Origin of the sequence: Paraburkholderia sp. J7 (assembly GCF_905220155.1) — a bacterium.
In the GTDB taxonomy this organism is placed as follows: Bacteria; Pseudomonadota; Gammaproteobacteria; order Burkholderiales; family Burkholderiaceae; genus Paraburkholderia.
Genome location: NZ_CAJMYZ010000023.1, coordinates 1 through 16,834, shown reverse-complemented (window position 1 = coordinate 16,834; position 16,834 = coordinate 1). Strand labels below are relative to the sequence as shown.

Here is a 16,834-nt window from a genome sequence, read left to right as displayed (position 1 = left end):
AGCGGCGCAATGAACTTCAATTTCACCGAAGAGCAGCAGCAACTCGCCGACGCGCTGCGTCGCTATCTCGACAAGAACTATGGCTTCGAAGCGCGCCAGGCGATCGTGAAGACGCCTGCGGGCGTGTCGGACGCGCACTGGAACGCGTTCGTCGAACTTGGCCTGACCGCGCTGCCGGTGCCGGCGGAGCAGGGCGGCTTCGACGGCGCGCCGTTCGATATGCTCGTCGTCATGCAGGAACTGGGACGCGCGCTCGTGATTGAGCCGTACTGGGCAACCGCGGTAGGCGTCGAGGCGCTCAAGCTCGCGGGTGTGGCCGACGCCGAAAATGCGGCGCTGCTCGAACGCGTTGCCTCGGGCGAGATCAAGCTTGCCGCCGCCTTCCATGAGCCGCAGTCGCGCTATGACCTGTTTTCGCTGGAAACGCAGGCGAAGGAGACCGGCGACGGCTTCGCGCTCACCGGCACGAAATCGGTCGTGCAGCACGGTGCCCAGGCCGACTACTGGATCGTGCCGGCACGGTTCGCGGGCGAGGTGGCGCTCTTCGTTATCGCGCGCGATGCGCAGGGCGTCGAGGTGAGCGACTACCGCACGATCGACGGCCAGCACGCGGCAACGTTGACCTTCAAGGAAGCGCCTGCGCGTCGTCTTGGCGACGCAAGCACGGGCGCGGCGACGTGGGAAAAGATTGCCGACTACGCCACGTTCCTGCTGTGCGCGGAAGCCGTGGGCGCCATGGACGCGCTCAACCACGCTACGGTCGAGTACACGAAAACGCGCCAGCAGTTCGGCGTGCCGATCGCGCGCTTCCAGGCGCTGCAGCACCGCATGGCCGAGATGCTGATCCACGCGGAACAGGCCCGCTCGCTGACTTATCTCGCTGCCGCGCGTTACAGTAGCGAATCCGCCGACGAGCGGCGCCGCGCGATTTCGGCGGCGAAGGTGCGCGTTGGCCAGGCGGCGCGTTTCATCGGCCAGCAGGCCGTGCAACTGCACGGCGGCATGGGCGTCACCAACGAAGTGGCGGCTGCGCATTTGTTCAAGCGTCTCGCGATTATCGAAACTACGCTCGGTGATGTCGATCATCATCTTGAACGCTTCGCCTCGCTGCCCGGTTTCGCGCAGGCAGCATAACGCGCGGCGGCAGCGAGCAACATCAGCGGAGAAAATGGATGGGTTTGAGTTTCGAAGATCTCGAAGTGGGCAAACGCTATGCGGTCGGTTCGCACACGTTTGGCCGCGACGAGGTGGTGCATTTCGCGGAGCAGTTCGATCCGCAGCCATTCCACATGAGCGAGGCCGATGGCGAAGCGTCGATGTTCGGCGGCCTCGTCGCGAGCGGTTGGCATACCTGCTCGGTCATGATGGGCATGCTCGTGCGCAACTTCCTGAAGGACTCGACCTCAATGGGCTCGCCCGGCGTCGACGAGATTCGCTGGCTCAAGCCCACGCGCGTCGGCGACACGCTCACGATGACGAACACGATATTGAGCAAGCGCGTTTCGGCGAGCAAGCCCGATCGCGGCATCGTCGAAACGCAGTGGGAAGGCCATAACCAGCACGGCGAACTGATCGTGGTCGTGCGTTCGAAGGCGCTCTTCGGCCTTCGCCATCCGGGGAGTGCATCGTGAGTGAAGGAGACATCACGCAGATTGCCGACGCGGCGGCATTGCGCGCGCTGATCGGTGCGGGGCCGCTCGTGAGCGGCTGGCGCGAAGTGAGTGAGGCGGACGTGCACGGCTTCGCCGACGCCACAGGCGACCACCAGTGGATCCACATCGACGCCGAACGGGCGCGCCGCGAGTCGCCGTTCGGCGGCCCGATCGCGCACGGCTTTCTCACGCTTTCGCTGATTCCTGTGCTGCTCGGAGGAACGCTGCACATGCGCCAGCGCATGGGCGTGAACTACGGGCTCAACCGCGTGCGCTTCACGCAGCCGGTGCCTGTGGGTGCGAAAGTGCGTGCGCGTATCGCGGTGAAGGAAGTGAGCGACGTGGAACGCGGCGGCGTGCAGGTCGTGTGGGATGTGAGCATCGAGCGCGAAGAGAGCGAACGCCCCGCATGCGTGGCGGAGTTCATCACGCGGCATTACTTCTGAAGCTGTTGCGTGCGCAACAAAAAAGGGGCGCTCCGCTGCAAAGCGGGCGCCCCTTTCGTTTTGCCGGGTTTCAGCGTAATCAGTGCTTGGCGTATTGCGTTGCGCCGAAGAGCATTTCCTTCGCTTTTTCGTCCATGAGCGGCTTGCGCGCATTCGCAAGCACTTCGACGCCGCGCTTGACCGCAGGCCGCGCGGCGATCGCTTCGTGCCAGCGCTTCACATTGGGCAGCGAATCGAGATCGATGCCCTGGTTTTGCCAGGAGCGCGTCCACGGGAAAGCAGCGATATCCGCGATGGTGTACTCGTCGCCGGCCAGATATTCGGTCTTTTCCAGCTGCGTTTCCATCACGTTGTAGAGGCGCTTGGCTTCGTTCGTGTAGCGATTGACCGCATAGTCGATCTTCTCGGGCGCGTAGATGCGGAAGTGGTGCGCCTGGCCAAGCATGGGGCCGAGGCCGCCCATCTGGAACATTACCCATTGCAGCACGTCGTAGCGCGCGGCGAGGTCTTCGGGCATGAAGCGCCCCGTTTTCGCTGCGAGATAAATCAGGATCGCGCCTGACTCGAACAGCGAAAACGGCTGGCCGTCGGCACGGCGCGGGCCTTCGGAGTCGGTAATGGCGGGAATCTTGTTGTTCGGGCTGATGGCGAGGAATTCGGCCTTGAACTGGTCGCCCGCACCGATATCGACCGGATGCACCCGGTATTCGAGGCCGGTTTCCTCGAGCATGATATGGACTTTGTGACCATTCGGTGTGGCCCAGCTGTAGACGTCGATCATCGTGGCTCCTTGGCACCAGGAAGGAAGGCGCCGCGAGAGACTGTCGCGACGCCGGATCTGGCGCAAATTAGCATAGATCGGCGTCGCTCGCAGAGGGCGGCCGAGCGCCCCTGCTGCACTTGTGGGCTTACGAGCGCGTAACCGGCATTTCCACGCGCGATGCCGCGCCCGCGTCCATATGGCGCGCGAGTTCGAGCTTGGCGATGGCGTTGCGGTGCACTTCGTCGGGGCCGTCTGCGAAGCGCAGCGTGCGCGCCGAAGCGTACGAGTAGGCGAGCGGGAAGTCTCCGCTCACGCCCGCCGCGCCGTGCACCTGCATCGCCCAGTCGATCACCTGGCAGGCCATGTTCGGCGCGACCACCTTGATCATCGCGATCTCGCCGCGCGCGCCCTTGTTGCCGACGGTGTCCATCATGTATGCCGTCTTGAGTGTGAGCAGGCGCGCCTGCTCGATCATGCAGCGCGCTTCTGCAATGCGCTCCTGGGTGACGGTCTGCTGCGCGACCGGCTTGCCGAATGCCACGCGCGAGAGGGCGCGCTTCGCCATGAACTCGAGCGCACGTTCAGCCAGCCCGATGAGGCGCATGCAGTGATGGATGCGGCCCGGCCCGAGGCGACCTTGCGCGATCTCGAAACCACGTCCTTCGCCCAGCAGGATATTCGATGCGGGCACGCGGACGTTTTCGAGCGTGATTTCCATATGGCCGTGCGGTGCGTCGTCGTAGCCGAATACCGTAAGCGGGCGGCGCACGGTGATGCCAGCCGTGTCCGAGGGTACGAGGATCATCGACTGCTGCGCGTGGCGCGGTGCGTCGGGATCGGTCTTGCCCATCAGGATATAGATCGCGCAGCGCGGATCGCCCGCGCCCGACGACCACCACTTCGTGCCGTTGATCACATAGTCGTCGCCGTCGCGCTCGATGCGCGTCTGGATGTTCGTCGCATCCGACGAGGCCACGTCGGGCTCGGTCATCAGAAACGCAGAACGGATCTGGCCTGCCAGCAGCGGCGCGAGCCATTGCTGCTTGTGCGCCTCGCTGCCATAGCGCTCGATGGTCTCCATGTTGCCGGTGTCGGGCGCGCTGCAGTTGAACACTTCGGGCGCCCAGTGCACGCGGCCCATGATTTCGCACAGCGGCGCGTATTCGAGGTTCGTGAGGCCCGCGCCGCGTTCGGAGGCGGGCAGGAACAGGTTCCATAGTCCCGCTGCGCGCGCCTTCTCCTTCAACTGTTCGACAATTTGCGTGGGCACCCACGGGTTGCCGTTCGCGCGATTGCGCTCGACTTCCTCGTGGAAAATCGCCTCGTTCGGGTAAATGTATTCGTCGAAGAACGCGAGCAGTTTCTCGCGTAGCGCCTGCACTTTCGGGGAGTAATCGAAATTCATCGGTGACCTCGCAATGCGATGCAGTGACAGTGAAAAGTAAGTTGTGCTTGTTTTAGCGAACCTTCTGCGCGTAGCGCCAGGCGAGTTCGGCCATGGGCTTGGCGCGGCGGCCTGCGTCGATTGCCTGCGCGCTCGCGGCGGTGCCGTCCACCACGCGTTTCATGATGCCCTGCAGGATCGCCGCGATCCGGAACATGTTGTAGGCGAGATAGAAGTTCCAGTCGCCGCGAATCTCGAGGCCGGTGCGCTCGCAATAGCGCGCGACGTACTGGGCCTCGTCGGGAATGCCGAGCGCCTGCCAGTCGAGCCCGGCGATGCCTCGGAATTGAGCGGGATCGACGTGCCAGGCCATGCAGTGATACGAGAAGTCGGCGAGCGGGTCGCCGAGTGTGGAGAGCTCCCAGTCGAGCACGGCCAGCACGCGCGGCTCGCTCGGGTGGAAGATGAGGTTGTCGAGGCGATAGTCGCCATGCACGACCGACACGCGTGAACCCGCATCGTCCGGCATGTGCTTCGGCAGCCATTCGATCAGGTGATGCATGGCGTCGATGCGTTCCGTTTCAGACGCTTGATACTGCCGGCTCCAGCGATCGATCTGGCGTGCGAAGTAATTGCCGGGCTTGCCGTAGTCAGCAAGGCCCACGGCGTCTGGCTTCACGTTGTGGAGCGCGACGATCACACGGTTCATCTCGTCGTAGATCGCGCCGCGTTCCTCGCGCGTCATGCCGGGCAGCGACTGGTCCCAGAGTACGCGGCCCTCGACGAACTCCATCACATAGAACGCGCGGCCGATCACCGCTTCGTCCTCACACAGCGCGAGCATCTTCGCGACCGGGACATCGGTTGCGGCGAGCGCATCCATCACGCGGTATTCGCGTTCGATCGCGTGCGCCGAGGGCAGCAGCTTCGACTTGGGGCCAGGCTTGGCGCGCATCACATAAGTGCGGCCGGGCGTGACGAGCTTGAACGTCGGGTTCGACTGGCCGCCGGCGAACTGCTCGATCGCAAGCGGGCCCTGGAAGCCTTCCACGTGAGCGGTGAGCCAGGCGCTCAGCGCCTCGGTGTCGAAGCGCTGGCGCTCGGCAACCGGGCGCGTACCTTCGAACGCCGAGTAGTCGGTGCGCGTTTGCGCGGTTTTTTGCGTGTCTCCATCCGGGGTGGCTTGCGCCATGTTCGTCTCCCTTTTCCTGATTCTCCTGTGGGGCGCCGCGCTCGAGCTTCTTTACTTGTACACAGGCGCGCGCTTTTCGAGGAACGCGGTAATGCCTTCGAGGCCGTCGCGGTGATGGAGCGACGCGACGAAACTGTCGCGTTCCGCGGCGAGCTGCGCTTCGAGCGGTTGCGTGTCTGCGGCGTTCGTCAAACCCTTGATGCGCGCCACCGAATTCGGCGAGATCTTCGTCAGCTCGTCGGCCCAGGCAAGCGCCGTGTCGAGCGCGGTTTGCGGTTTCGCGAGCCGGTTCACCACACCAAGTTCCGCGAGGCGCGCCGCGCCGATCGGCTTGCCTTCGACCATCAGCTCGAACGCGAGCGAGCGCGGCAGCGAGCGCGCGAGGAACCACGAGCCGCCGCCGTCGGGCGTCAGACCCACGCGCGAATAGGCCATGACGAACTTCGCGTCGTCGGCGGCGACGAGCAGGTCGGCAGCGAGCGCAAGCGAAAAGCCAGCGCCGGCGGCTGCGCCTTCGACGGCTGCGATGATCGGCTTGGTCGACTGGCGCATGGCGGTGACCCACGCGCCGAGCAGGTCGATACTTGCGGCCTGCACCGAAGGGTCCTTCGCCCGGTTTTCGAGCAGGCGGTTCAGGTTGCCGCCCGCGCAGAAAAAGTTGTCGGCGCCCGTGAGGATGATCGCGCGCAGCGACGGGTCGCGCTCGGCGGCGTCGAAGGCTTCAATGGCCGCAGCGTACATGTCGGGATGCAGCGCGTTGCGTGCGCCGGGATTCGACAGCGTGAGGACGAGTGTCGATTCGTGGCCTTGCGGGCGGGTGCTGCGGAGTTCGGCGCTCATTGCGGTGCCTCGTTCGATGCGTTGATATCTGCTGCTTCTGCTTGCGTCAGCGAAAGGCCGAGCTGTGCGCGTCGCGCGAGCCACGGCGACGGGCGATAGCGCGGATCGAAGAGCACGGTGTGGATGTTGCGCAGGATCGTGAGGATCGTGCGTGCGCCCAGCGTGTCGCCGAGCGCGAGCGGGCCGCGCGGATAACCGAGCCCTAGCGTGACCGCGAGGTCGATGTCGCGCGGTGTTGCGATCTGCTTCTGCGCGATATCGCAGCCGATATTGACGATCGTCGCGACGATGCGCTGCGCGACGAAGCCCGTCGAATCGCGAATCACCGTGACGGGCACACCGTCGGCGGCGAAGAGTGCGTGGCCCGCGTCGCGTGCTTCGCGCGTGGTGGCGGGCGTTGTCATCAGCGTGCGGCGCTTTGCTGCGTCGAGCGGAAACAGCGTGTCGATGGCGACCACGCGGCGCGCGTCGAGCTGCTCGTCGAGCGCGGCGGTCGTGGCGTCGAGGCCGAGCGGCGCGACCACGATCAGCGCGTCGGCGGCGGGCGTATCGCCTTCGTCGATGGCCACACCGGCTTTCGACGCAAGCGCGATTACGGCGTCGCGCGCAGCGGCGTTGCGGCGGCTCACCCAGACACGCGCGGGCAGCGCAGTGGGCGCTGCGGGTTCGTCGGGCACCTGCTGCTTGCCATCGACATAGCGATAGAAGCCTTCGCCCGCCTTGCGGCCAACCAGCCCGCCCGCGAGCCGCACGCCCGTAATGGGCGAGGGCGTGAAGCGCGGCTCCTCATAGAACTGGTGATAGATCGACTCCATCACCGGATGCGACACATCGAGCGCGGTGAGGTCGAGCAACTCGAACGGTCCGAGCCGGAAGCCCGCCTGCTCGCGCATGATGCGATCGATCTCGACGAAGCTCGCCACGCCTTCGCCCGCCACGCGCAAGCCTTCGGTGTTCATGCCGCGGCCCGCGTGATTGACGATGAAGCCGGGCATATCCTTCGCGCGCACCGGCGTGTGGCCCATGCGGCGCGCGAGCGCCATGAGTGCGTCGCCGGCGGCGGGAGCGCTGCGCAGTCCATCGATCACTTCGACCACCTTCATGAGCGGCACGGGGTTGAAGAAGTGATAGCCCGCGACGCGCGACGGGTCGCTGCACGCGGCGGCGATGGCGGTAATGGAGAGGGAAGAAGTGTTCGAAACGAGCAGGCAGCGCTCGCTCACCACGGTTTCGAGTTCGCGAAACAGCGTACGTTTGGCTTCGAGATTCTCGACGATCGCCTCGATCACGAGATCGCAGGCCGCGAGTTCATCGAGCGTGTGCGCGCCGGTCACGCGTTCGAGCGCGGCCTTGGCGGTGTGCTCGTCGAGCTTGCCTTTTGCCGCGAGTTTCGCGAAGGTGTCGGCGAGATGATCGCGCGCGGCGGTGACCGCCTGCGGGTTCGTGTCGTAGAGGCGCACGGCGAGGCCCGCCTGCGCGGCGATCTGGGCAATACCACGGCCCATCGCGCCGGTGCCGACGATGCCGATTGTCTCAATGTTGAAATGATGTGAAGTCATTGGAAGCCTGGCTCCATGATTGGCCTAGAATAGCACGGTCGTACAATTTTATGAAAACGGTTCGGCGGTTTCGGTAAGGGAACTGCCCCGCTCAAGGAGGCAATGAGGATGATCAAGCTGCACGGTTTCGCGCTTTCGAATTACTACAACAAGGTCAAGCTCCTGCTGCTCGAACACGGTATCGCTTTCGAGGAGGTGCCGAACAAGCTGCCGCTCGACGAGGCGCTGCTCGCGCAGTCGCCGGCCGGCAAGGTGCCGTTTATCGAAACGGAGCAGGGGTTTTTGTGCGAATCGGAAGTGATCGTCGAGTATCTGGCGGCGCGCTTTCCAGAAAAGCCCATCTTCGCGGTGGATCCGTGGCAGGCGGCGAAGGAGCGCGAACTGATCGTCTTCATCGAGACGCACCTCGAGCTCAACGCGCGCGAGCTTTACGGTGAGGCGTTCTTTGGCAGCAAGGCGACCGAGGAGGTCAAGGCGACCATGGAAAAGCGGCTGCGCCGCTATGTGGCGGGCTTCAAGCGGCTCGCGAAGTTCACGCCTTACGTAGCAGGCGATCGCTTCGGCGTGGCCGATGCTGCTGCGTTCGTGAGCTTGCCGCTCGTGGGGCGCGCCACGCAGGCGGTGTACGGCAGCGATTTCCTCGCCGACGCAGGCATCGACTGGAAGTCGTATCTCAAGCTGATCGGCGAACGCCCGACGGCGCAGCGCGTCAACGCCGACCGCAAGGCCTATATCGAGGCGAACTCGTAAGCGTTGCGGCGCGTGGCAACGCGCCGCGCACGCTATTGCGCGCGATGATCGGGAACGCACTGCCGTTCGCGGAATCATCGCGCGCGCAGCACGTCAGAGTCGCGCGAGCCGCTCGAGCGCGGTCGCAAGCGTGCTTTCCTGCTTGGCGAAGCAAAAGCGTACGACGCCTGACTCATGCGGCTCGTGATAGAACGCCGAAACCGGAATGGCCGCTACGCCGATCTCCGCCGTGAGCCACTTCGAGAATTCCGCTTCGGGCAGATCGCTGATCGCCGAATAGTCCACGCACTGAAAGTAGGTGCCTTCACACGGCAGCAGCTTGAAGCGTGTGTTGGCAAGACCCGCGCGGAAGAAGTCGCGCTTCTTCTGATAGAACGCGGGCAGTTCCAGATACGGTTTGGGGTCGCGCAGGTATTGCGCGAGGCCGAACTGCATGGGCGTGTTCACGGTGAACACGTTGAACTGGTGCACCTTGCGGAACTCGGCCGTGAGCGGCGCGGGCGCGGCCACGTAGCCCACCTTCCAGCCCGTCACGTGATAGGTCTTGCCGAAGCTCGACACGATGAAGCTGCGCGCGGCCAGTTCCGGATAGCGCGCGACGCTCTCGTGCGGCTGACCGTCATAGACCATGTGCTCGTACACCTCGTCGGAGAGGATCAGCACGTTGGTGCCGCGCACGATCTCCTCGAGCTTTTGCATGTCCTCTGCGCGCCACACCGTGCCCGTGGGGTTGTGCGGCGTGTTGATGAGGATGAGGCGCGTTTTCGGCGTGATGGCCGCGGCGAGGCGGTCGAACGGAATCGCGTAGTCGGGCGCTTCGAGCGTCACGAACACGGGCGTGCCGCCCGCCAGTTCGATCGACGGCAGATAGCTGTCGTAAGTCGGCTCGACCACGATCACTTCGTCGCCCGCGTGCACGGTCGCGAGAATCGCCGTGAGCAGCGCTTGCGTGGCGCCCGCCGTCACCGTGATTTCGCTGTTGGCGTCGTAGCGGCGGCCGTACACGTGCTCGATCTTGTCCGCGATTGCCTCGCGCAGCGCGGCCACGCCGGCCATCGGCGGGTACTGGTTGTGGCCTTCGCGCATGGCTTGCGCGACGGCGTCGACGATGCGTGGGTCGCAATCGAAGTCGGGAAAGCCCTGACCCAGGTTGACCGCACCCTTTTCGGCGGCGAGCGCGCTCATCACGGTGAAGATCGTCGTGCCGACGTTCGGCAGACGCGACGGAAAAGAGGGCGTGAGCAGGGTGTCCTGCGAATTCTTCGTGGGATGCGGTGCGTTCATGTCGCGGGCGGAAGTCAGACGTTGGAACGGGAAAGGTTGATTGTAGGCAAATCGGCGCGGCTGCGGTGGCCCGGCCGGGCGCGGGCGCCCGCAACGCGGGAGATCAGGCCTGCGTGGCTTGAGCGGCATCTTGCACGCATTCGGCGACGAACGCGTCGGGCGTCGCGATGCGAAAGCCGAAATCGCGCGCCACGCGCTTCGCAAGCTTGAGCACCGCACGGTCCTTCGAGACGAGCCACTGCGCGCCGCTCGCACGCGCCAGTTCCAGAAATTTCTGGTCGTCGCGGTCGCGGCATTGCGGCAGGGGCCGCGCGTCGGCGGCAAGCTCCGGCAACTCGACCAGCGCAACGAGCCCGGCCAGCGCGGCGAGTGCGTCCGCTTTCGCGACGCCGCGGCCGGCGAACTGCGGATAGTCGAGCACGTGGGCCAGTTCGGCCCGGCAGCGTTCATCGACCAGCGCCCGGATTGCGCCGCGCTCGAGCGCCACGCGAATGGGGCGCGTGTGCGGGTCGTCGAACACGAGAATATCGAGCCAGACGTTGGAGTCGAGAACCACGGGAAGCGCCGCAGCGGCGGCAGGTGAGAGGGAGGTTGCGGTTGGGGGCGTGAGGCCGGTCATTCGTGAATTCGCTACAATCGGGCTTTCGCCTTTGAACATCGGCACATCGTGCCTGCAAGCCTCTATGATAATCGTTCTGTCGCCGGCCAAATCGCTCGACTATGACACGCCGGCGCACATCGAAACCCACACCATCCCCGATTTCGTCGACGACGCAGCCGAGTTGATCGCGGGCCTGCGGCGCCTCTCGCCGCAGCAGATCGGGTCGCTCATGAGCATTTCCGACCCGCTCGCGCGCCTGAATTTCCAGCGCTACGCCGACTGGTCGGAGCAGTTCAGCCAGACCAACGCGAAACAAGCGGTGCTCGCGTTCAACGGCGATGTTTATGAAGGCCTCGACGCGAAGTCGCTCTCGACCGCGGATCTCGACTATGCGCAGCAGCATGTGCGCGTGCTCTCGGGACTCTATGGCTTGCTGCGTCCGCTCGACCTGCTTCAGCCTTATCGTCTCGAAATGGGCACGCGTTTCGAAAACGCGCGCGGCAAGGATCTCTATGCGTTCTGGGGCGAGCGCATCACGCACGCGCTCAATGCACAGATCGAGCGCAATCGCGAAGTCGCGTCGAAAAGCGCGAGCGTGCTCGTGAACTGCGCGTCGAACGAATACTTCAAGGCCGTGAAGCCGAAGAAGCTCGCCGCGCCCGTCATCACGCCAGTATTCGAAGACTGGAAAGGTGGCCGCTACAAGATCATCAGCTTCCACGCGAAGCGCGCGCGCGGGTTGATGGCGCGTTACGCCGTCGAGAACCGCGTGGCCGACCCCGAAGGGCTCAAGGCGTTCGACGTGGAAGGCTATGCATTCGATGCGGATGCATCGAACGATTCGACCTATGTATTTCGTCGGCGCATCGCCGAGTGAGTGAACAAGCAAGCCGGAAGGAAAAGACTATGACGATTGCCATCACCAGCCAGTTCGATGCGGGCGCGATCGAGGTTCTGTCGAGCGAGCGCGCCGACGACATCCGTCTGCGCGTGCGCTCGGACAACCAGTCCGAGTTCGCACAATGGTTTTACTTCCGCGTGTCGGGCGTGCGCGGCGAACGTTGCGTGATGACGTTCGAAAATGCGTCGGCCTGTGCGTTTCCCGAGGGCTGGCGCAACTACCAGGCCGCGGCGAGCTACGACCGCGTGAACTGGTTCCGCGTGCCGACCCGCTATGACGGCAAGCAGCTCGTCATCGACCACACGCCCGACTTCGACAGCATCTACTACGCGTACTTCGAGCCGTATAGCGAAGAGCGCCACTCGGAGTTCCTCGGCGCGCTTCAGCAACTGCCGCACGCCACGCTCACGGAGCTGGGTCAGAGCGTGGAAGGCCGTCCCATGTCGCTGCTGTCGCTCGGCATGCCGGGCGACACCGCGCCCGACGGCAAGCCCAAGAAGACCGTGTGGATCATCGCTCGTCAGCATCCGGGTGAGAGCATGGCCGAGTGGTTCGTGGAAGGCCTCGTCAAGCGGCTCGCCGGCTGGGGCGACTGGGCAGGCGATCCGGTCGCGCGCAAGCTGTATGACCGCGCCGTGTTCCATATCGTGCCGAACATGAATCCGGACGGCAGCGTGCACGGCAATTTGCGCACCAACGCCGTGGGCGCGAACCTGAACCGCGAGTGGATGGAGCCGGACGCGCAGCGCAGCCCCGAGGTGCTGGTCGTGCGCGACGCGATCGAAGCCACCGGCGTCGATCTCTTCTTCGACATCCACGGCGACGAGACGCTGCCTTATGTATTCGTGGCGGGCTCTGAAATGCTGCCGGGCTTTACCGATCAGCAACGCACGGAGCAGAAGGCGTTCATCGAGGCGTTCAAGGTGGCGAGCCCGGACTTCCAGGACCAGCACGGCTACGAGGCGAGCCGCTATCGCGAAGATGCGCTCAAACTCGCGTCGAAGTATATCGGCCATCGCTATGGCTGCCTGTCGCTCACCCTTGAGATGCCGTTCAAGGACAACGCCAATCTGCCCGACGAACGCGTAGGCTGGAACGGTGAACGTAGCGCCGCGCTCGGTGCTGCGATGTTGCAGGCCATATTGCATCACGTGGAGACGTTTGCGTAACGGCGTCATTGCCACGCACACGTAAAAAAGGGGGAAACGGCCTGGCCGCTTCCCCCTTTTTGCATCGAGAACGCCAACGACTGTCAGTGAGCCGTCGTCTTCTTTGAAGTTGTTTTCTTTGCAGAGGATTTCGTTGTCGATTTCGTCGATTTGCTGGCGGACTTCGTGCCGCTCGTCGACGAACTATGGCTCGACTTGCTCGGCGCCGTCTTCTTCGAACCCTTGCCGGTGGCCTTCTTGGTCGAATGCTTGCCCTTTGCGTGTGCGCCGCTTTGCGGTGCCGCGCCGTGCGCGCCGCGTGCGTGCGCTAGCGGGACGGGATCGTTCCAGCTGAACGCGAGCATCTGCTGCCCGACATAGCCGCAGCGGAATTTCAGATCGTAGGGTGCGTTGCCGCTGTCCTTGGCAATGCCAATGCCGTCGACGGTCACGATCGTATCGACCTTCACGCGCTGCTTGCCTTCGTCGAACGAGTCGTTCCACGGCGTCACGCTTGCGTGTGCACTGTCGAACGAACTTGGCGGAAACTCGACGTGATCGAGCGCCGCCGACGTGCTTGCGACGAAATCGCCGTGCGCCGCGCAATCCGCGACCAGCGGGTCCGCGTGCATCCGGGTGACGAACTGATTAACGAGATCGTTGTGTTGCTCGAGTTGATCGGCCCGCGCGGCTGGCGCGGCGATGAGCATGAGGCTCGCGGCACACGCCGCCAGTTGACCGGCGACCAACAACAGCCGGCGGGATGCATGATTGCAGTCCATCTGCTTGCTAGAGAAGAGGGTGTGACGTCAGGCACCGTAAGATGCGGCACAGCCGGGTTGAGTTCAATCCGGAAACAATTATTTTCTTCTGTCTGAACGGAGAGACCGGCGCAAGTGCTGCTACGTATGCGCCGCCGGCCGATCGCGACCTGTCGTCGCGCCCGGTCTTACGTTGCTGGCGGCGGGGCTCTCGACCGAAGCGGAGGCTCAGGTTCGCGGGCCGCCCAACCGATAGCGGCGCACATCGTAGGTGGTGACCCAGGTCGGCCGGTAGACGGCAATCAACGCCGTCGCCATGCCCGTGAACCACGCTTCACCCGAAGCGAGCAGAAATACGCTGAACGCATAACCCGCGGGCACGGTGATCGCCGATCCACCGTTGAGCGCAACATGGGTGCCGAGCGCGAGATAAGCCGCCGCCGAAACAGCGATGGCGGGCGACACGAAGCCCTGGCCGACGATGAACATGAAGAGGTTGCGCGGCAGCCACGCGGTGCAGGCGCGTTGCAACAACGCCGAAATCGCGACAGGGAACGCGCCGAATATCAGGAAGGTGAGGGCGACGCCTTCCCAGGTGGCGTCGAAGATGAGCGCGGCGAGCCCCACGACGACGCCCATGGCGACAAGCGCCAGTCCCCAGTCGAATAGCGTCACCACGAGCGTGGCGCCGAGCAGGTGCAGCACGGTGCCGTCTTCGAGCCACGCATTGCTCGCCCACAGCACGGAGATCGCGACGACGATCGCGAGCCACACGTGCTGGAGCGTTGCGTCCTGAAGACGCTTGAAGGGGTTCTTCCACAACGCGAGCGCGAGCAACCCCACGGTGACAACCCAGGCACCGATAGCAACCCAGAGCGGAAGCGGCGTAAATAGGAACCCCATGTGCTTCATATTACTCGTTGGAGGGCAAGACGTGTGCGCGAGCGAGCACCAGGGCTTCCTCGTCAGCGCTCTCGTCGGCCTCGTGGGCCTCGATGGGGCGCTCCTGCTGCGCCGCGGCAGGGTCGCCGTAATGCGCCTGCGGCTCCGCGGCGATGGGCAGCGGCTCCACACTGTCGCCTGCCAGCAACGGATAGCGAAACGCCAGAGCCTCGCGTGCGCGCAACGGCACGGGGCCGTGTTCGCCGTGCCTGGGCTTCGCCGGCCGCTCGCACTGCGAGCGCAGCACCTGCAGCTGGTTTGCGAGCAATCCGTTATAGATCGCGACGGCCGCCGCGCGATTGGGCGCGCCGAGCTGCTGAAAGATGCTGGTGAGATGGACTTTCACCGTGCCCTCGCTGATGCCGAGCGCTCTAGCGATCATCTTGTTCGTATTGCCCATATGGACGCAGCGCAGGATCTGCTCCTGCCGGGGCGACAGGTTGACCTTCGGGCGCACCTTGCGGGCCTGTGCAGCGGCCTTGGCGTTGCGCCGGGGAGGCAGGGGCCAGGGCGTACACGGACCGAGCACGTCGGCCGGCAGATGATCACCGCCGAGCATGATCAGCTCCAGAAACTTCACGATCAGGATGGAGTCCGTTGTGCGCCGGATGATGCCGCGGGCGCCTTCGTCGATGAGCATCCGCACGGTCGTAGGTGTCTCGGCGCTGTCTACCAGGATGGCCACGGGCAGGCTGCGGTGCCGCATGACGAAGTGGCGCAGCTCGCCGGCGCGAATGCCGTCGTGCCAATCGATCACGATCAGGTTGGGGGTGAAGCGTTGCATGGCGCGCTCAGCGCTGCGCCAGTCCGGCGCGTCATTGAAGCGTGCGCGACGGTCGATTTGTCTTAACAGCGCCTTGAGCCCTTCACGCCTTTCGGCGTCCGGATTGAGTACAACGAACCGCATGGATATGCCCTCCTCTCGTTGACGGTCTCTCGAAATGTTGTGCAACGCGCACCGCTTCTGAGCGGCGGTGAACCAGACCAACAGCACCATGATGACAAAAAGGTTGGGCGCTGGCGGCCTGTCCAAAAGGCATAAGACATAGGGCAAAAAAAAGTCCCGCACACAGGCGGGACCAAGTAGGAATTTTGGAATTGTCTTAGTGGAAGTGTGGCTGTACAGGCTCAGCATCTTCCGGCATCTCGGCGTGGACGATCTCGCCGAGTGGATCCGCATAGAGCGGAACGCCGCAGTCATCGCAATATTCCGGCTCGAAACGGCCGGCGTGGCGGCGGATGTCGGTGATACCCGATTCCTTCAGCAGCGCCACGATCTCTTCGAGCGGACCGCTACTGACACTCTCTTCGGTCGGTTCTTCGTCGATGTCAGCGTCGCCGTTCTCGCGGCCATAAAGCGGCCAGACCACGCCATACAGCACGTCGTTGCTGCCGCGCTTCGTGAAGCCGATGCGGTATTCGTCGATGCGGCGCTCGCCGAAGCCGGCGACGACGGCGCGCAAGTCCTGCGCGCCCGCGCCAATCGTGTCGAGCAGGTAGCGCACTGCAGTGCGGATCGTGTGCGGACGCACGCGCTCGTCCGCATCGCGGCAGGCGGAGTAGTAGGCGTCGGGCAGCAGGCATTCGAATTCGCAGCCCGGCATGACGACGGCAAGGTTGGCGCCGCCCTGGGTGGCCCATTGCTCCAGGCATTGGCCGCGCTCGATGCGCGAGCCGTGTTCCTCTTCCTGCCAGCGGAAGAGCGGGGCGCCGACAGGTGCCGCGACAACGGCGAGCAGGAAACGCGGATCGGCGAGGATCGGCGACGTTTCCGGCAGCTCACCCGAGCTGATTTTCGCCGGTGCGCCGCTCAGCGCCGCCTGCGTCAGCTGTTGTGCGAGGCGCCAGGTTTCGACATGGTGGCGCGGCAACTGGTCGATGCTATAGAGATACGGTGCCATCGCCACGCGCGTGCCGTTCGCGAGCACGTGGGCCTGCAGATGGGTGCGCAGCGCGTCTGCGCCTTCGGCCTTCAGCGGGCCCGAAGGGATGACATAGCGCGTCCAGGCCAGCACCGGCGCGGCGACGAGCAGCGCTTCATATTGCGCGCCCTCATGTTCGACGACGAACGATTCGCTGTGCGTCTCGGCCATATCGGCAAGCGCGCCGTAGGCGTCCGGGTGATTCTGCTGCAGATGATCGAGCGCGGCGTCGAGCGTAGTCTGATTGCCGTTGCGCACGACCTTCGCTAGCAGCGTGTCGAGCTTGGCCTCCCAGAAGCGGTCTTCGGTGCGGCTGCCCGAAGCGAACAGGGCGAGCGAGAGGCCGACGAGCTTGTCGGCGTCAGGAGGAAGGCGTTTGGCGATTCGCGAGCGCATAAATCTGTGAGTTGGGGTGCAGAGAACCCCATATTCTAGTCGGTTCCGTGCGCGCCATTGGATTGGACAGCAGGGGCGCCTCGGATGGGCGCGGCTGCGATGTCTGATCGTCGTTGGGGCGCAGCCGAAAGGTATCGGCCGAAGGCCCTATGGCGACTGCTATATGGAGCCGTCGAGCCGTGTTCAGTCCGACTTTGCTAGCCCGTCAAAAAACCGCTTGCAAGATGTCATCTGCATGACTAGAATTCCGGTCTTTCGCGCTTTCGATGAAGGCGCGGGGAGACGGGAAGCCT

General features: G+C 64.4%; 17 protein-coding genes. 6 read left to right on the top strand and 11 right to left on the bottom strand.

Features of this window, described 5'->3' with window-relative positions; translation table 11 throughout:
- Positions 1-9 precede the first annotated feature (9 nt).
- From U5A58_RS31065 to U5A58_RS31055, 3 genes are read left to right on the top strand one after another with little or no spacing between them, the layout of a single operon-like run.
- Positions 10-1,134 carry an acyl-CoA dehydrogenase gene (locus U5A58_RS31065; protein ID WP_321964297.1) on the top strand — a complete coding sequence of 375 codons (1,125 nt, stop codon included), beginning with the start codon at positions 10-12 and terminating at the stop codon, positions 1,132-1,134.
- 38 nt (positions 1,135-1,172) lie between these two features.
- Positions 1,173-1,631, top strand: coding sequence for a MaoC family dehydratase (locus U5A58_RS31060; protein ID WP_321964296.1), 459 nt, complete (start codon positions 1,173-1,175; stop codon positions 1,629-1,631).
- A complete protein-coding gene (locus U5A58_RS31055) occupies positions 1,628-2,098 on the top strand; it encodes a MaoC family dehydratase (protein ID WP_321964295.1) in 471 nt (156 codons plus the stop codon). Before U5A58_RS31060 ends, U5A58_RS31055 begins: the two co-directional genes overlap by 4 nt.
- A gap of 79 nt (positions 2,099-2,177) precedes the next feature.
- Here the strand turns inward: U5A58_RS31055 and U5A58_RS31050 are convergent, their stop codons facing one another.
- The 5 genes from U5A58_RS31050 to U5A58_RS31030 all read right to left on the bottom strand — a co-directional run bounded on the left by U5A58_RS31050 (position 2,178) and on the right by U5A58_RS31030 (position 7,836).
- The gene (locus tag U5A58_RS31050; protein ID WP_321914651.1) at positions 2,178-2,879 is read right to left on the bottom strand and encodes a glutathione binding-like protein; all 702 of its coding nucleotides are present in this window, start codon (positions 2,877-2,879) and stop codon (positions 2,178-2,180) included.
- A gap of 127 nt (positions 2,880-3,006) precedes the next feature.
- Positions 3,007-4,266 (bottom strand): acyl-CoA dehydrogenase family protein, encoded by a 1,260-nt coding sequence (locus U5A58_RS31045; RefSeq protein WP_321964294.1) that lies wholly within the window; start codon positions 4,264-4,266, stop codon positions 3,007-3,009.
- A 52-nt stretch (positions 4,267-4,318) separates the two neighbouring features.
- Positions 4,319-5,437 (bottom strand): phosphotransferase, encoded by a 1,119-nt coding sequence (locus tag U5A58_RS31040; protein WP_321964293.1) that lies wholly within the window; start codon positions 5,435-5,437, stop codon positions 4,319-4,321.
- Positions 5,438-5,488: 51 nt separating this feature from the next.
- Entirely contained in the window at positions 5,489-6,277 is a 789-nt protein-coding gene (locus tag U5A58_RS31035) for an oxepin-CoA hydrolase, alternative type (RefSeq protein WP_321964292.1), read from the bottom strand.
- On the bottom strand, positions 6,274-7,836 hold the full coding sequence (locus U5A58_RS31030; protein ID WP_321964291.1) for a 3-hydroxyacyl-CoA dehydrogenase: 1,563 nt from the start codon (positions 7,834-7,836) through the stop codon (positions 6,274-6,276). Before U5A58_RS31030 ends, U5A58_RS31035 begins: the two co-directional genes overlap by 4 nt.
- Before the next feature lie 108 nt (positions 7,837-7,944).
- Between U5A58_RS31030 and U5A58_RS31025 the strand changes: the two genes are divergently transcribed.
- The gene (locus tag U5A58_RS31025) at positions 7,945-8,586 is read left to right on the top strand and encodes a glutathione S-transferase (protein WP_321964290.1); all 642 of its coding nucleotides are present in this window, start codon (positions 7,945-7,947) and stop codon (positions 8,584-8,586) included.
- Between the two features lie 93 nt (positions 8,587-8,679).
- Here the strand turns inward: U5A58_RS31025 and U5A58_RS31020 are convergent, their stop codons facing one another.
- Positions 8,680-9,870 (bottom strand): pyridoxal phosphate-dependent aminotransferase, encoded by a 1,191-nt coding sequence (locus U5A58_RS31020; RefSeq protein ID WP_321964289.1) that lies wholly within the window; start codon positions 9,868-9,870, stop codon positions 8,680-8,682.
- A gap of 103 nt (positions 9,871-9,973) precedes the next feature.
- Positions 9,974-10,489: a putative toxin-antitoxin system toxin component, PIN family gene (locus U5A58_RS31015; RefSeq protein ID WP_321964288.1), complete on the bottom strand. Its 516-nt coding sequence runs from the start codon at positions 10,487-10,489 to the stop codon at positions 9,974-9,976.
- A 64-nt stretch (positions 10,490-10,553) separates the two neighbouring features.
- Here U5A58_RS31015 and yaaA point away from each other — a divergent pair, with 64 nt between their 5' ends.
- Both yaaA and U5A58_RS31005 read left to right on the top strand, forming a co-directional pair.
- Positions 10,554-11,348 (top strand): peroxide stress protein YaaA, encoded by a 795-nt coding sequence (gene yaaA, locus U5A58_RS31010; RefSeq protein WP_321964287.1) that lies wholly within the window; start codon positions 10,554-10,556, stop codon positions 11,346-11,348.
- Positions 11,349-11,377: 29 nt separating this feature from the next.
- Positions 11,378-12,541, top strand: a complete 1,164-nt coding sequence (locus U5A58_RS31005; RefSeq protein WP_321914642.1) for a M14-type cytosolic carboxypeptidase — start codon at positions 11,378-11,380, stop codon at positions 12,539-12,541.
- Between the two features lie 83 nt (positions 12,542-12,624).
- Here the strand turns inward: U5A58_RS31005 and U5A58_RS31000 are convergent, their stop codons facing one another.
- The 4 genes from U5A58_RS31000 to U5A58_RS30985 all read right to left on the bottom strand — a co-directional run bounded on the left by U5A58_RS31000 (position 12,625) and on the right by U5A58_RS30985 (position 16,541).
- Positions 12,625-13,302 (bottom strand): BspC domain-containing protein, encoded by a 678-nt coding sequence (locus tag U5A58_RS31000; RefSeq protein ID WP_321964286.1) that lies wholly within the window; start codon positions 13,300-13,302, stop codon positions 12,625-12,627.
- Positions 13,303-13,509: 207 nt separating this feature from the next.
- Positions 13,510-14,184 (bottom strand): energy-coupling factor ABC transporter permease, encoded by a 675-nt coding sequence (locus U5A58_RS30995; RefSeq protein ID WP_321914640.1) that lies wholly within the window; start codon positions 14,182-14,184, stop codon positions 13,510-13,512.
- A 10-nt stretch (positions 14,185-14,194) separates the two neighbouring features.
- Positions 14,195-15,130, bottom strand: a complete 936-nt coding sequence (locus U5A58_RS30990; RefSeq protein ID WP_321964285.1) for a response regulator transcription factor — start codon at positions 15,128-15,130, stop codon at positions 14,195-14,197.
- 196 nt (positions 15,131-15,326) lie between these two features.
- Positions 15,327-16,541, bottom strand: coding sequence for a DUF2863 family protein (locus U5A58_RS30985; RefSeq protein ID WP_321914639.1), 1,215 nt, complete (start codon positions 16,539-16,541; stop codon positions 15,327-15,329).
- Positions 16,542-16,834: the final 293 nt, after the last annotated feature.